Below are 13,423 nucleotides of genomic sequence, written 5' to 3'. Positions count from 1 at the left end.
CCGGTGATGCAGGTAGGGCGCGTCCGTCCCGGCGCGCCGCCGGAGCATGATGTTTTGCATCCCGTGGGCGGCGGGCTGGGACAGGCCCGCCCTACCAACAACATCGGGATACACGGGCGGACGCACGGCTTGACGAGCCTTCGCCGCCAAGTGTTGACTTGGACGCCACCCGAACGCTCCACCCTCCCACTCATGCAAACTCCCTTTTCCAATAGGCAGTGTTTTCCTCCGTCCGCCCGTATTCCCCACTCCTGGCGACTTCGCTCGGCTCTCGCCCGAGCTCTTCTTCCCCTGCTGTTAGGCACCCTCACACCAGGGGTTTCATCCGCACCTTCCCGGGTGCATGACCTCTCCCTTCTGGTCAGCCCCAAACTGCCCTGCGTGTGGCCGGTCGGGATGATGCCACATTCGGTCACTCCGGTCATGACGTTTGGGCCGGGCGCCTATCACCGCGACCTCATCGCCATCGATGAACACACGGGCACCCAGTGGGACGCCCCGGCTCATTTTGTGCCTCCACCCGATTCCGGGTTGCCCGGCGCCGGCCCGATGGGACTCGTCACCTCCGAAAAAGTTCCCGCCTGGCAATTCTGCGGCGAAGCCTGCGTGATCGATGTCACCCCCCAACGCGACCAGGCGACCAATGGCGGCAGCTTCCTCATCACCCCTTCCCTCGTCCAGGCCTGGGAACAAAAGCATCGTCCGCTCGGCTTCGGCGACGCTGTACTCTTCCGCAGCGGATACTCGGATCGCTATTATCAGGCTTTTCCCGGGGGCGAACGTTTCGTGCAAACCGCTCTGCGCAAGCAAACCCCGGGCTGGCCCGCGCCCGTCGCGGATACCATGACCTACCTGGGTTCGCGCGGGGTGAAAATGCTGGGACTTGACGGCGCCAGCATGGGTCCCCTGCCCGATCTCGCCGTGGCCACTCACCAAGCCGGCGGCAAACTCGGCATGATCTGGACCGAATGCCTCACGGGCCTGGGCCCGCTTCCTTCCACCGGTGCTTTCCACGCCTTTCTGCCCGCCAAGCACGCCGGTGGATCCGGGGGAGAATGCCGCGCCCTCGCCATTACCGAACCCCGGCTGGCGGCCCGGCTGATCAAGAGCGCCCGCGAAAAGCGGGTCGCGGATCTCTCGGTCACCCTCGACGAAGATCTGCCTGTGACCTGGCCCGGACATGGGCCCGGGGAGGAAGCGCCCCGCTACATCGCGAAAACTCTGAATCCCTTCAGCAAACTGCGCGGACCCTACTTCGCCCGCACTCATTTAATGGATGCCCAAGTCGGAACGCACGTCGTGCCACCCAGTTTCTCCCTGCCCCCCCAGGGCTTCAAAAATTCGCAGTATTCCGCCGAGGTCCGGAATACCCTCGCGGAATATGAACGACTGCACGGTCCCCGGCGCTTCAGCGACCTCACCGTCGAAAAACTTCCGCTCGAATCCATGATGGGTGAAGCCCGTGTCATCGATGTCTCTTCCTTGACCGGTACGACTCAACCAAAGGATTGGCCGGCCTCTCCCGCCATCACCGTTGAGCATCTGGCGGCGGATGAATCGCGCCATGGACCCATCCGCCCCGGAGACGTCGTCCTGTTCCGATCCGGATACACGGACCGCCATTTTGCGACGTTGCCGGAACTGCCTCAAGTGGACCGCCTCATGGCCGCGCCGCTCTCTGGCACCGCCGAGGGCTGGCCTTCACCCACTCTGGAGGCCATCGAGTATCTGGCACGCAAAGGCGTTCGCTGTGTCGGCACGGACGCTCCCAACTTGGGCGGAGCGAATCCGAAGAAAGCGCTGATGTTGTACTGGCTGGCAGCCAGCCGGGGTGTCCTGCCCGTCGAATTCCTCACGAATCTCAAGTCCATTCCCGAAAAGGGTGCCTACTTCATTTTCGCACCCATCAAGATCGCGGGCGCGCGCGGGGGCTATGGCCGGGCGATCGCGCTGTATTGAGTCCATGCCGCCGCGCTTCCACCAACCGGTCCGGCCCCGATCGGCTTGCGAAATCGAATCCCGTCGAAATCTGGGTCCGAGGAGCACGGCGTGACGGGGCGAAACCGACATCACCACCTGCTCGCAACTCGGCGAATCCGGCGCGATCTTGGACTGCTCGCAAGGCCCATCGCTGGCGCGGCGCCACGAATCCCCCCGACCGCTATTGCGCCTGCTGCTGCCGCCGCCGTTGCGGACGTTCTCCGCCCCCTTGACCGTCACCGCCTTGACGCTGGCGACGTCCCGGTCCCTGTTCCTGCAGCTTGTCGAATTTTTCCTGTTGTTCCTTGGTGAGTATTTCTTTGATCTTGGCCGTGAATTCTTGCCGCACCGCCCGACTTTTGTTCCGGCGCTCTTCGGCAGTCAGCGCGCTGTCTTGACGCAACTCCCTCGACTTGGCCTGCTGAGCTTCCAAAACCGGCTTCAGTTTCCCCTTCTGTTCATCGGTCAATTTCAGGGCCTCAGACAGTTGCGCCAAACGATCCCCACGCTGCCCCTGTCCACGTCCCTCACCCCGACGCGAACGTTCACCACGCTCGGCGGCCGGACCGTCCTGTTTCGGCTTTTCAGCTTCCTGAGCCCATCCCCCCAGCGACATCGACGCCGCCAAGGCCAACAACACCATCATTCGAGTGATTTTCATAAAAATGCAGTTTTCATCCGGCGCCGCCCTGATCCCACATGAGACCGAGGCGCCACCGTTCAATCCAGCAAGACGGAGAAAAAGCAACCGTGGTTACAAGGCAACGATGCGTGCAACCCGAATGGATCGGCAATCTTGGCTGTAGCCCGAGTCGCCCAGCCTCACCCCGCCGTCCCCGCGATGGCCAAAGCGGATGAACGCTGCGGTCATGCTCTAAATCGTGGGCTTCGTCCTTCTCGCAAGCGGGAAGCGTTCGGAGCGCGGCGGTGCTGAAAGCCAGCCGCAGCGGGTCGCGGCTTCGACGCGGGAGGAACAATCGTCGAGCCCATGCCAAGCAACATTGCTGCGGCTGATCCTTCGGACACAGCCGCGCTCCACCGGCATCGTGCCAAGGCACCACCCTTCGATCAGTGCACAATCTCGCGCTTGTTCGATTGGGTTCGAAAGTCCAGACTCCGGGCATGACGCATTCACCCGGTTTTCTCAAACTGGTCGATGACGCCAAATCGCGCGTCCGCGAAATCTCTGTCGAGGAAGCCCGGCAGCGCCTGGCTCGTCTCCCCAAACCAATCCTCCTCGATGTGAGGGAAGATCACGAATGGACCCAAGGCCATGCTGTGGAGGCACTGCATTTGGGCAAGGGCATCCTTGAACGCGACCTTGAGAAAACCGTCCCGGACCCGGCGATTGAAGTCCTCATGTATTGCGGCGGCGGGTTTCGCTCCGCGTTGACTTGTGACGCGGCGCAGCGCATGGGTTACCGGAACGTCTTTTCCATCGCCGGCGGCTACAAAGCCATGACCGCCGCCGGATGGCCTGTCAAAGCTCCCGCCTGACCCGTAAACATTCAGTAGTTCTCATTTCGCTCCGGACGCGCCTGGGTCGTCCTTCGATCCGCCGCCGCACGTTAAAAAGTCTGGAGTCTTCTGACCTGTCCGCATGCGGCAACGGGCCTCCGAAATAGCCGCGCTCCCCAAAATGGGAATCGCTGGTAAACGTGCTCCCGCGCTTGCGTCGCGCCCCTTTCCGAGGTTAATCTGAGCTCACCTCATGAAACCGGCGCCCCATAGGTTCGAGCCGCCAACTCAGGTCATCCTTTTGCTCCCCCGCCGGCTCGGCGTCCGACCATCCCACGGGTCCCTCGCTCCGCATGAGTTTGCCTCCAGGACCGCGAATCGATCATGAATCCTCCTGTCAAAAAACCCCGCCTTTTGATTGTCGAGGACGACGACCTGCAGTACGAGCTTTATGAGGAGGCTCTATCGTCGTTCGAGGTCGCTCGCGCCACCACAGCCCGCGGCGCTCTGGCCCTCGCAGCCAAGCAAGTGCCGAACCTGATCATCCTCGATCATATTCTGGACGAGGGCGAGCTCGGGCTGGATTACCTCGCAGAACTGAAAGAACTCCTTCCCCACGTCCCGATTGTCATCGTCTCGGGCGCTCTCGAAGCCCACGAGCAAATGGAGGCCTTGCAAGGCCCGCGCCGCGCCCACTACTGCCTGACCAAACCTCTCGATCTCCATGATCTCAAGCGCACCGTGGAAACCGCCCTCCAGGAATGCGGCGAAACCGAGGTGGTCAAACAATTCGAATCACTCGAACGATCCCGGCGCGTGGATATCGAAGATCTCCTCAGCAGGTCCACCGACCGGTTGAGCCGCCAAACGAAAATCCGCGACCTGGTGGCGTCCAAAGACGACCGTCCGAACATTTCCGCTCTCGCCCGCCAATTCAAAGTTGCCCGCCGAACGATCATTCGCGATCTGCAAGAACTCATCCGACGAGGTGAGATTCCTGCCAGCGTCTATCCGAAGTGGGAAACCTACGACCCCGGCAGTGGCGAGGACGCGGAAGATTAACCTCCAATTCCTCCAACCTCGCTTCTCGCCATGCTTCCTTTCCGTGCTATGATCCAATGGACTTCGGTCTCCACGCTTCTTGCCGCCGCAACGCTCCTGTCCACAACAGCTCCCCTGTTCGCCCTCGATTGGCCTCAATTCCGGGGTCCCCATCGTAATGGGATCAGCGAGGAAAAAAACTGGTCCTCCTCCTGGCCCGATCAAGGCCCCGCCATCGCTTGGAAAGCCAAGGTCGGTCTCGGCTACTCTTCCATGGTCGTCGCGGGCGGCAAACTTGCGACCGCCGGCCACGCGAACAATCAGGACACCGTGTTCTGCTTCGACGCGGCCACCGGCAAGGAACTTTGGAAACGAAGTTACCCCGCCCAACTCGGCGACAAATACTACGAGGGCGGCACCACTGGAACCCCCACCTTCGACGGAAACCGATTGTATTGGCTGAGCCGATGGGGAGAACTCTTCTGTTTCGACGCCTCGGCCAACACGATCCTTTGGCAGAAACAAATCCAGAAAGAAACCGGCTTCAAAATTCCCACCTGGGGCTATACCGGCGCCCCCTTGATCCACCAAGACCTGCTCATCCTCAATGTCGGCGAGGCCGGCCTCGCGCTCGACAAGAATTCCGGACGCGTGGTCTGGAAATCGTCCAATGAGGACGCGGGTTATTCCACTCCCTTGCCCTATCGCTACGGTGGCGACTGGCACGGGATTCTCTCCAATGGCGAGTCTTATGTGGGCGTCGATCTCAAGTCCGGAAAAGAAATCTGGCGCTACAAATGGACCACGGAATATGGCGTCAACGCCGCCGACCCCATCATCGACGGAGACTCGGTCTTCATTTCCAGCGGTTACGGCAAAGGCTCCGCCCTGATCCGGCTCCAAGGCGGCGAACCCGCGACGGTCTGGAAATCCAAAGCCTTGCGCACCCAGTTGAACGCCGCCGTCCTTTATCAGGGCCATCTCTATGGTCCGGACGGAGACACCGGCGACAAAGGCTCGCTCAAATGCCTCGATTTCAAAACGGGCGCGGAAAAATGGGCGTCCAAAAACTTCGGCACGGGTGGATTAATCATCGCCCATGGTTTCATCATCGGGGTCAGCAGCATGGGGGAACTGCTGGTTGCACCCGCCTCCCCGGACGGATTCAGACCCACCGCCCGCGCCCAGGTTCTCGGCGGCAAATGCTGGACCGCGCCCGTGCTCTCCCACGGCAAGGTTTATTGCCGCAGCGGCAACGGAGATCTGGTGGCGGTCAACCTCGCGAAATAGCATGCTGAAACGAAGGACCTTCCTCGCCGCTTCCACCCTCGCGCTGGGCACCGCTCCCTGGATCCGTGCCTCCGAACCCTCCGCCAAATTCAAAACCGCGCTCGTCGGCTCCGGTTGGTGGGGAAAAAACATTCTCAAGGAAGCCATCAAGTCCGGACGCTGCAAAGTGGTTGCCCTCGCCGACGCCGACACCAAGGTCCTCGAGGTCGCCGCTGAACAAGTCAACGATCTTTGCGGCGACACCCCCAAACCGTACCAGGACTACCGGCAATTGCTCGAAAAGGAGCGCCCGGATATCGTCATCATCGCCACGCCCGATCACTGGCACGCGCTCAACACGATCGACGCCCTGAAAGCCGGCGCTCATGTCTTCGTCGAGAAACCCACCGGCCACACCATCAACGAAAGCCGGGCCATGCTCGCTGCGGCCCGCCAGGCCGGACGACAGGTTCAAGTGGGATTGCACCGCCGCATCGGACCCCACCACGTCAGCGCCATGAACTTCCTCAAATCCGGCGCCGTCGGGGACATCGGCATGGTCAGGCTCTTCGCCCACGGCGGGGGCGGTCGGGAAAACCCCAGCCCCAACGAAGAGCCGCCCAAATCCATGGACTGGAATCTTTGGTGCGGCCCGGCACCGGTCCGCCCGTTCAACAAAAAGCTGCATCCGGGGGGCTGGCGCAATTTTCTGGACTACGCCAACGGAACTTTTGGCGACTGGGGCGTGCATTGGCTCGATCAGGTCATGTGGTGGAATGGCGGGCAATACCCCCGCCGCGTTTTTTGCACGGGTGGACGCCCCGCGGGAGGACCGGCGGTCCTCAATGATCAGCAGCAGACCTCCGACGCGCCAGACCACCAGGTGGCCACGTTCGAATTCGAGAAGTTCACCTGCGTGTGGGAACATCGCCGCTTCGCCGACAACGCGACCGAAAAACATCGCATCGGCGCCTATTACTACGGCACCCAAGGTATTCTTCATGTCGGCTGGCGCGACGGGTGGACCTTCTATCCCGCCCAAAAACACGGCAAACAGGAACACCAAGACTCACAGTTGCAGGAGCCGGACGGCCATAATATCGCCCTTTTATGGTCCGATTTCATCGAGGCGATCGACAAGAAACGCAGCCCCATTGCGGGCATCGAACACGCCCATCGTTCGTCCGTCCTGCCGCTGCTGGGGATGGTCTCCTGGCGAATCGGCCGCAGCATCGACTGGGACGCCTCCACCGAATCCATCCTCAACGATCCCGAAGCGAATCGTTACCTCAGCCGCCCCTACCGCTCCCCCTGGGTTTATCCGACGGTGTGACCCGTCAACCGTGACACGAAGCCATCGCCTCGGCCGGGCTCAAGGTTCCGCGGTGACCCGGTAATACCTTCGTTCCACGCTCGAACTGGGGTCGTGGAAAAGTTGAGCCGAGCCCGAGCCCTGCACGACGGCAAGCGACTGCCACTGCATGAGATCCGTCGAAGTTTCCACCCGATAGGCTCGTCCAGCGGTGGCTTCGATCTTGAACTCGAACGTACCGTCGGGACGCCTCAACGGCCCGCTCAAGACCGCCGGTTGAACCGCGGCGGCGGCCGGCTTCACCTGATCGATGCGGGCGCGAAAACCCGACAATTCCTGCACGAAATCAGTGTCCCCATACCCCAAATGATTGACCAGAATCTCGTATGGTTTGTGCGTGGAGGAATTCGTCAAGGCACTGATCACCACAAAAATAGGCTGGCCGCTGTTTTGGAACTTGAATCGCCGGCGATTGACGCTGGAACCATCGTAGTCGTTCACCGCCATGGAAAAACCGTGCCGCGCCACAAAGGCATCCGTCGAAGTCTGGTAAAACGAACGCGCCTCCTGGTTGACGGCGACGTGGACCGCGGGGACTCCCTGCGGGTTGCCGCCACGCGTGCCATAATACTTGGCAATGTGTTGGTCAACCTGAGGGACGGCAGCCACGCAAAAGGGACACCACACCGCAAACCATTCGAGCAAAACGACGCTGCCTTCGAAATCGCTGATGCGCACCGCGTCTCCCGGAGACACCATTTTCCCTGCCGGCGTCGTAAAGGCCTGCCGGGCCACGAAACTGAGGTCGCTCGCGGTGTCCCCCACCTTCAGCGTCGCGCCGTAAGCGGCCACGCCCAGTCCCCACACGCCAACCGCCGCTGCCAGAAAAAAGTACTTCGTCATAACTAAAAGGTAACCGCCATGGATGCTTGGGCCAGAATCCAGGTTCGATCCTGGTAAAGATTCGTGAAGGGCCGCGTGCCCACCGGCACAGGCTCGTAGTCCGCCCGGAGCGGCGCGACCGTGAATTGAAACGAGGCGCGTTCGCCCACATAACGCAAGCTCATGCCCGCCTGCCATGTCTCCAGTCCGGGTCCAGCCGTCGAAATCAAGAAACTGTTCTCGATTTCCCCCGTGTCCTTGTAATAGCGGGCCTGGGTTCCGATCAACCACTTCGGAGTCAACTCAAAGTCCAGCGAAGCTCCCGCGTACCACGCCCGCAGCCGGGGTTCCTCGTGCGTGTACCCCCCCTGCCCGCGGAGAACCCATCTTTCTCCCAGCGCGGCGTTCACGGATCCGCGATAACCATACCGGACCTCGCGGCCCGAAGTGTTCGCCAGAGAAAATTCGTTGAGGGTGCGCACGCGCCGAGTCCAGACATGCTCCAGCGCAAGCCCCGGGGCGTAGGTGTGCAATTGCTCACGCCCCCGGTGCAAAGCTCCGGTCAAGGCATCCATCTCCCAACCCGGTGCAATGCGGTCGTTCGCGTAAGCAAAACGCGCTTCAAGAAAACCCGCCGCCGGCCAATATTCCCATCGAACCGACGCCTGCCCGTTCTTCCCCCGGGGATTCGGCTCCTCGTAACCCGGAACAAACTCAAACTGCTGGCGGTAATACGTGGCCAGCCACATCGATCGATAATCGGTAAACGCCTCATACACCCCCGCCGTGGCACTGGCCGTCCAACGCTCCGCCCACGCATGACGTAAGCCGCCCTGCCCGGCCCATTGCTCCTGCTTTACCTCCGCCGCGTAGCCCAGGAAATCAAATGCCGTAAACGGCTCGTACTCGATCTCATGGGCCAAATGCGACAACACGGCCCTCAACTCAGTTTATCCCTGGCGCCAAATGTAGTTCGCCGCGGAGGAACCCAGCCGAACATCATCCGCCACCAACCCCTCAACCGCCCACTCCAGACGATGCTGCACCGGAGCCCCCGTCGCCATCATGGAATCCTGTTCGGACGTTCGCGAAGCCTTCGGTTGAGGAGCCTTGATCGCGTCGATCACCGAACGCATCTTTTTCGTCCCTTCATAACCCTCATAGCGATAGACCACCTTGAATTGCGGCGAACGAGTGCCGTCGATCACCACAATGGCCGGAGCGCCCGCGAACCCGTACTTCTCCATCCACGTCCCGTCCCGATCAGACACGACCGCAGCCAACCCCAGTTCCTTGATAAACTCGTCCGTCCTCTCTGGTTTGGCCTGCTCAATGGTCACCGAGAGCAGTTGCACGGGCACCCCGTGCGGATTACCCCGCTGATCGGCGTAGTGTTTGCCAATCGAATGCTCAATTTCACGCGAGGCCTTCTTGCACGGACCGCACCAGTAAGCGAAGAAATCCAAGACCACGATTTTACCCGCAAAATCGGCCAGGCGAACTTCTTCCCCGGTCTTCCATCGAGTAAAAACAAAAGCGGGCGGGGCCGCAGCCTGCGCCATGACCGACAAAAACAGAAACAAGGCCAACGTGAAGCGGGCCGCCTTCCAGTCGGCCAACGTGCCCGGGGAGGTTCGAAAATGGAGTTTCATCGGCAAGAACTGCAACCCGAGTTCTGAGCTCCGCCACTGACGGAGGCTCCCGGTTCCAACTGCGGCCCCAGCCGGGAAGCATACGCGAAGACCATGGAATCCGAAAAAACCATGTTCGGCTTCGAAAGCAGCCGGTGCTGGCTCGCCCGCGTCGACTCACATCCCGCCCCCCCCAAGCCAGCCAAAGCCAGGAGTCCGATCGCCGCCATCCGCCGGATCCCGCAATGAAGCGTCATCGGCCTTTTCAATTTTGGTCTGAAATTCATGCCTTACCCATGAGAGCGGAACGTAACGATTTTATTCCCGGCCATCGGATTTATTCGAACGATGCGTGCCCGGCTCATGAACAGCTTGGTGTTCGAAGCGCTGGAGTAGCGCAGCCCAGCCTCGGCGAGCAGCGCTCCCGACGAGGAGTGAGAACCGTGGTGAGGTGGCGCAAACGCTTCGCCCGGAGCGCGGACCTCAGGCCGCATCATGGGGCAGACAATCCCCAGACCGTGATCATGCCCGAATCGACTGCGGTGCCAAGCCTGAAGCGGCAAAAACGCCGCGCGCCGGCGCATCCAGAGGTTGTCGGTGACCGCGTTGTCATGGTCACGCAGACAGCCCTGTCTGCTGTTTCGCAGGCTGCCCAGCCAGCGGGGCGACGAGGGGAACCCGGCGCGTGGAGAGCATGGGAGGGCCTCGTTCTTCACCCGCCACGCCGACAGGCCTTCGGCGATACGGCAGGCTGGGCAGTCTGCGCCACACTTCAGACAACTTCGCGATGCACGGGCCGCGCGCCCTTGCCTCGGGAGAGGGTTCGGTCCTTCATGGGCCGGGCTTTCGGGCACCCGCCATCGGCCTCCACCGCCTCTCTCTCCGGAATTGCTTCTTCTCCGCGGATGAGTTCAATAAGCCCAATATGCGACTCTCATGGTTCCACACCCCAGCCCGTTCGATCGCTCAACGCCCATTCCGCTTCCTCTCCTGCCTCCTTTCAATCGGCCTCGGCGTGTCCTCCGCGGCCCGGCTCCAGGCCACCGATTGGACCGAGTGGCGCGGACCCGGCGGACAAGGCCATGCCGCCTCCAAAGGTCTGCCCCTGCGCTGGAGCGAAAAGGAAAACGTGGTCTGGAAAACCCCCATCGAGGGCCGCGGTTGGTCCTCGCCCGTCGTCGCCGGTGATCAGATTTGGCTGACGACCGCCATCGAAACACAGGCCAGCCCGGAAGAGACCGAGAGAAGACTCAAAGCCAATACGAGCGACCAACCGCTCACCCTGCTCGAGAAAGTTGAATACCGGGCCGTCTGCGTGAATCGAGTTTCGGGCAAGGTGGAGCATGATCTTTCCCTCTTCTCCGAACGCGAACCGCAATGGGTCCACAAACTCAACAGCTACGCCTCCTGCACGCCGGTCCTCGAAGCCGGACGGCTCTACGCCCATTTCGGCGCCTCGGGCACCGTTTGCGTGGACACCCAAACAGGAAAAACCCTCTGGTGGAACGGCGAATTCAAGATCCAGCACGAAAACGGACCCGGCAGCTCGCCCATTCTCTGGCGTCACTTGCTCATCTTCCACATGGACGGCAGCGACCGCCAGTTCGTCGTCGCCTTGGATAAGACCACCGGCCGCCTCGCCTGGAAAACAGACCGCTCCGGATCCACCCACGCCAATCCTCAGCTTAAGAAATCCTACGCCACCCCCGTCCTCCTCCCGGTGGATGGCACCGATCAGTTGATTTCGCCCGGACCGAACTGGCTTTACGCCTACGATCCGGCTACGGGACGCGAACTGTGGAAACTCGAATATGGCGTGCTCGGTTTCTCGCTTTCCGCCAGGCCTGTGGCAGGACACGGAATGATTTTTCTAAGCACCGGTTTTATGCGGCCCGAAATGCTGGCCATCCGCTACGGCGGTGGGCAACCCCCGTCCATCGCCTGGCGTTACGCGAAAGGCGTCCCGACCATGTCCTCACCCGTGCTCGTCGGGGATGAACTCTATTTCGTGTCCGATTCCGGCGGCATGCTCACCTGTCTTGACGCTAAAACGGGCCAGGAACACTACCGGGAACGCCTGGGAGGCGACCACAACGCGTCCCTCCTCCACGCCGACGGACGCATCTATGTTCCGGGCCGGAACGGCGTCACTTCAGTCTTCGCAGCCGGAAAACAATTCTCTCTGCTGGCGGCAAACACGCTGCCCGGCCAAGCCATGGCCTCCCACGCCGTCGCCGCCAAATCCCTCCTCATCCGCAATGAGAAGTTCCTCTACCGGCTGGAGAAGCCATAGGGAAATCGGCTAATTCCTCCCCGCATGCAGTCGGACCGGACTCCCCTGCTTTCCCAATTCGATGACCCAAACCTCTCCGTTCTGAGTTCCGCAAGCGAGGCGCCTTCCCCGCGCGTCATGAGCCAGAGCCAGCACCGGCGAACCGCAGTCTAATACAACGGTGGTCCCAGGGGAATTCTCCGCCGAATGCGATCGGACCTTGCCATCCGCCGACCCGCTATAAACCCGACCCTCCACGCGCGCCAAAGCATGGATTTCCCCGCCGAATCCCGCCGCGCTTCCAAGTTTCTTGCCCTCTTTCACCGACCAGACGTGCAGGGCGTTGTCTTTGCCTCCGGAAAAAACCTTTTCGCCGGAGGCGTCAAACACGAGCGCCTGCACGGGTTTTCCATGCTCAAGAAATGCGGAGATCATCTCGCCATTAGCCACGCGAAATACACGGGCGGAACGGTCCCGACTCGCGGACGCCACCCACTCCCCGTTGGGACTGAACGCCACGGCGAGAACCCAGTCCGAGTGCTGCTCGATGACCCGTGTCGATTCGGAGCCGCGCCATGGAGTAAGCCGAATGGTGCCATCGCTCCCGCCCACCGCCAAATGTTCTCCCGAAGGAGATCAGGCGGACGACAGAAATACATCCACGCCCGTGTGCAACACCCGTTCGAATTGTCCGGATGACACGTCCATCCATCGCGTTTCCCCCAGCCTCCCCGGCAGCCCGCCAGCCACTGCCGCCCAAGACGATTGCGGATGCAACGCGATCCCCAAAACGCGCTCCGGCAGATTGGTCCAACGCCGGACGAGCTTCCAATTCCCCGCTTCCCAGACTCGCACCTCGCGATAGCCGGACGTAAGCAGATGCTCGCCCGCCGCGTCAAAAGTGACCGCGGATACCGGCCAGGGAAAGGGATACCGCAAGGGAGGCGGCGGGTGGAGGGCGGGACCCAAGGCACTCGTCCAAAGTGACTCGGGATCGGGTCCGTCAAACACAGCCCCCTGCTCGATCCAGCGTCGAATAAGCTCGATGGAGGAGGGAGGAAGCGAATCGGCGTCCTGAGGCATGCGATCCTCGGAGTCCGTGCGTGTGAGTAGATCCAGGAGGTGGCTGGAATTGGGATGGGACGGAACGATCGGCCTCTCTCCGCTGGTGCCGGGTGTGGTCAGGGCACGGAACGTGTGGAGACGGTAACCGCCTTTGGCTTTGTCCGCCCGATGGCAGGACACGCACTGATCCTTGAGAATCGGCGCCACCTCGCGCATGAACGAAACGGGCTGGGTCTCAGTCTGGCCCTGGATCAGGCTGGTGCCGGGAGCGAGGACGAAGCTCCAGCATAAGGCAAAGATCCGAAGTTGAAGAACGCGCAGCCGCACAGAAGGGGAGATAACCTTCTGAGATGGAAGGCGCGAGAAAATTGATCATTCGCATGTTCCCATTCGTGTATCCCGATGTTGTTGGTAGGGCGGGCCTGTCCCAACCCGCCGCCCACGGGATGCAAAACATCATGCTCCGGCGGCGCGCCGGGACGGACGCGCCCTACCTGCATCACCGGCAACATC

Annotated in this window: 12 protein-coding genes; 6 read left to right on the top strand and 6 right to left on the bottom strand. The window is 61.5% G+C overall.

The annotated features are described in order from the left end of the window. Window positions 1-1,959: hypothetical protein (locus FJ404_17590; GenBank protein MBM3824670.1), on the top strand; the 1,959-nt coding region annotated here is incomplete at its 5' end. A 202-nt stretch (window positions 1,960-2,161) separates the two neighbouring features. On the opposite strand, the gene FJ404_17585 is transcribed toward FJ404_17590, so the two are convergent. Continuing rightward, a complete protein-coding gene (locus FJ404_17585; GenBank protein ID MBM3824669.1) occupies window positions 2,162-2,641 on the bottom strand; it encodes a hypothetical protein in 480 nt (159 codons plus the stop codon). A 461-nt stretch (window positions 2,642-3,102) separates the two neighbouring features. On the opposite strand from FJ404_17585, the gene FJ404_17580 reads away from it, so the two are divergent. The 4 genes from FJ404_17580 to FJ404_17565 all read left to right on the top strand — a co-directional run bounded on the left by FJ404_17580 (window position 3,103) and on the right by FJ404_17565 (window position 7,081). Then, entirely contained in the window at window positions 3,103-3,477 is a 375-nt protein-coding gene (locus FJ404_17580; GenBank protein MBM3824668.1) for a sulfurtransferase, read from the top strand. Window positions 3,478-3,852: 375 nt separating this feature from the next. Then, complete coding sequence (locus FJ404_17575; protein MBM3824667.1) at window positions 3,853-4,500, top strand: response regulator; 648 nt, start codon at window positions 3,853-3,855, stop codon at window positions 4,498-4,500. Window positions 4,501-4,548: 48 nt separating this feature from the next. Further along, the gene (locus FJ404_17570) at window positions 4,549-5,769 is read left to right on the top strand and encodes an alcohol dehydrogenase (GenBank protein ID MBM3824666.1); all 1,221 of its coding nucleotides are present in this window, start codon (window positions 4,549-4,551) and stop codon (window positions 5,767-5,769) included. Window position 5,770: 1 nt separating this feature from the next. Next, complete coding sequence (locus FJ404_17565; protein ID MBM3824665.1) at window positions 5,771-7,081, top strand: Gfo/Idh/MocA family oxidoreductase; 1,311 nt, start codon at window positions 5,771-5,773, stop codon at window positions 7,079-7,081. A gap of 39 nt (window positions 7,082-7,120) precedes the next feature. On the opposite strand, the gene FJ404_17560 is transcribed toward FJ404_17565, so the two are convergent. From FJ404_17560 to FJ404_17550, 3 genes are read right to left on the bottom strand one after another with little or no spacing between them, the layout of a single operon-like run. Further along, a complete protein-coding gene (locus FJ404_17560) occupies window positions 7,121-7,963 on the bottom strand; it encodes a hypothetical protein (GenBank protein ID MBM3824664.1) in 843 nt (280 codons plus the stop codon). Between the two features lie 2 nt (window positions 7,964-7,965). Next, window positions 7,966-8,877 carry a hypothetical protein gene (locus FJ404_17555; GenBank protein MBM3824663.1) on the bottom strand — a complete coding sequence of 304 codons (912 nt, stop codon included), beginning with the start codon at window positions 8,875-8,877 and terminating at the stop codon, window positions 7,966-7,968. Between the two features lie 15 nt (window positions 8,878-8,892). Further along, window positions 8,893-9,594, bottom strand: coding sequence for a TlpA family protein disulfide reductase (locus FJ404_17550; protein MBM3824662.1), 702 nt, complete (start codon window positions 9,592-9,594; stop codon window positions 8,893-8,895). A 673-nt stretch (window positions 9,595-10,267) separates the two neighbouring features. Between FJ404_17550 and FJ404_17545 the strand changes: the two genes are divergently transcribed. Beyond that, window positions 10,268-11,866 (top strand): hypothetical protein, encoded by a 1,599-nt coding sequence (locus FJ404_17545; GenBank protein ID MBM3824661.1) that lies wholly within the window; start codon window positions 10,268-10,270, stop codon window positions 11,864-11,866. A gap of 9 nt (window positions 11,867-11,875) precedes the next feature. On the opposite strand, the gene FJ404_17540 is transcribed toward FJ404_17545, so the two are convergent. Further along, window positions 11,876-12,463, bottom strand: a complete 588-nt coding sequence (locus FJ404_17540; protein MBM3824660.1) for a hypothetical protein — start codon at window positions 12,461-12,463, stop codon at window positions 11,876-11,878. A gap of 18 nt (window positions 12,464-12,481) precedes the next feature. Then, complete coding sequence (locus tag FJ404_17535) at window positions 12,482-13,126, bottom strand: hypothetical protein (GenBank protein ID MBM3824659.1); 645 nt, start codon at window positions 13,124-13,126, stop codon at window positions 12,482-12,484. Window positions 13,127-13,423: the final 297 nt, after the last annotated feature.

Source organism: Verrucomicrobiota bacterium (genome assembly GCA_016871495.1).
Lineage (GTDB): Bacteria > Verrucomicrobiota > Verrucomicrobiia > Limisphaerales > VHDF01 > VHDF01.
Note: the sequence above shows the minus strand (reverse complement) of the source record. Positions and strands in the feature narration are given on the sequence as shown.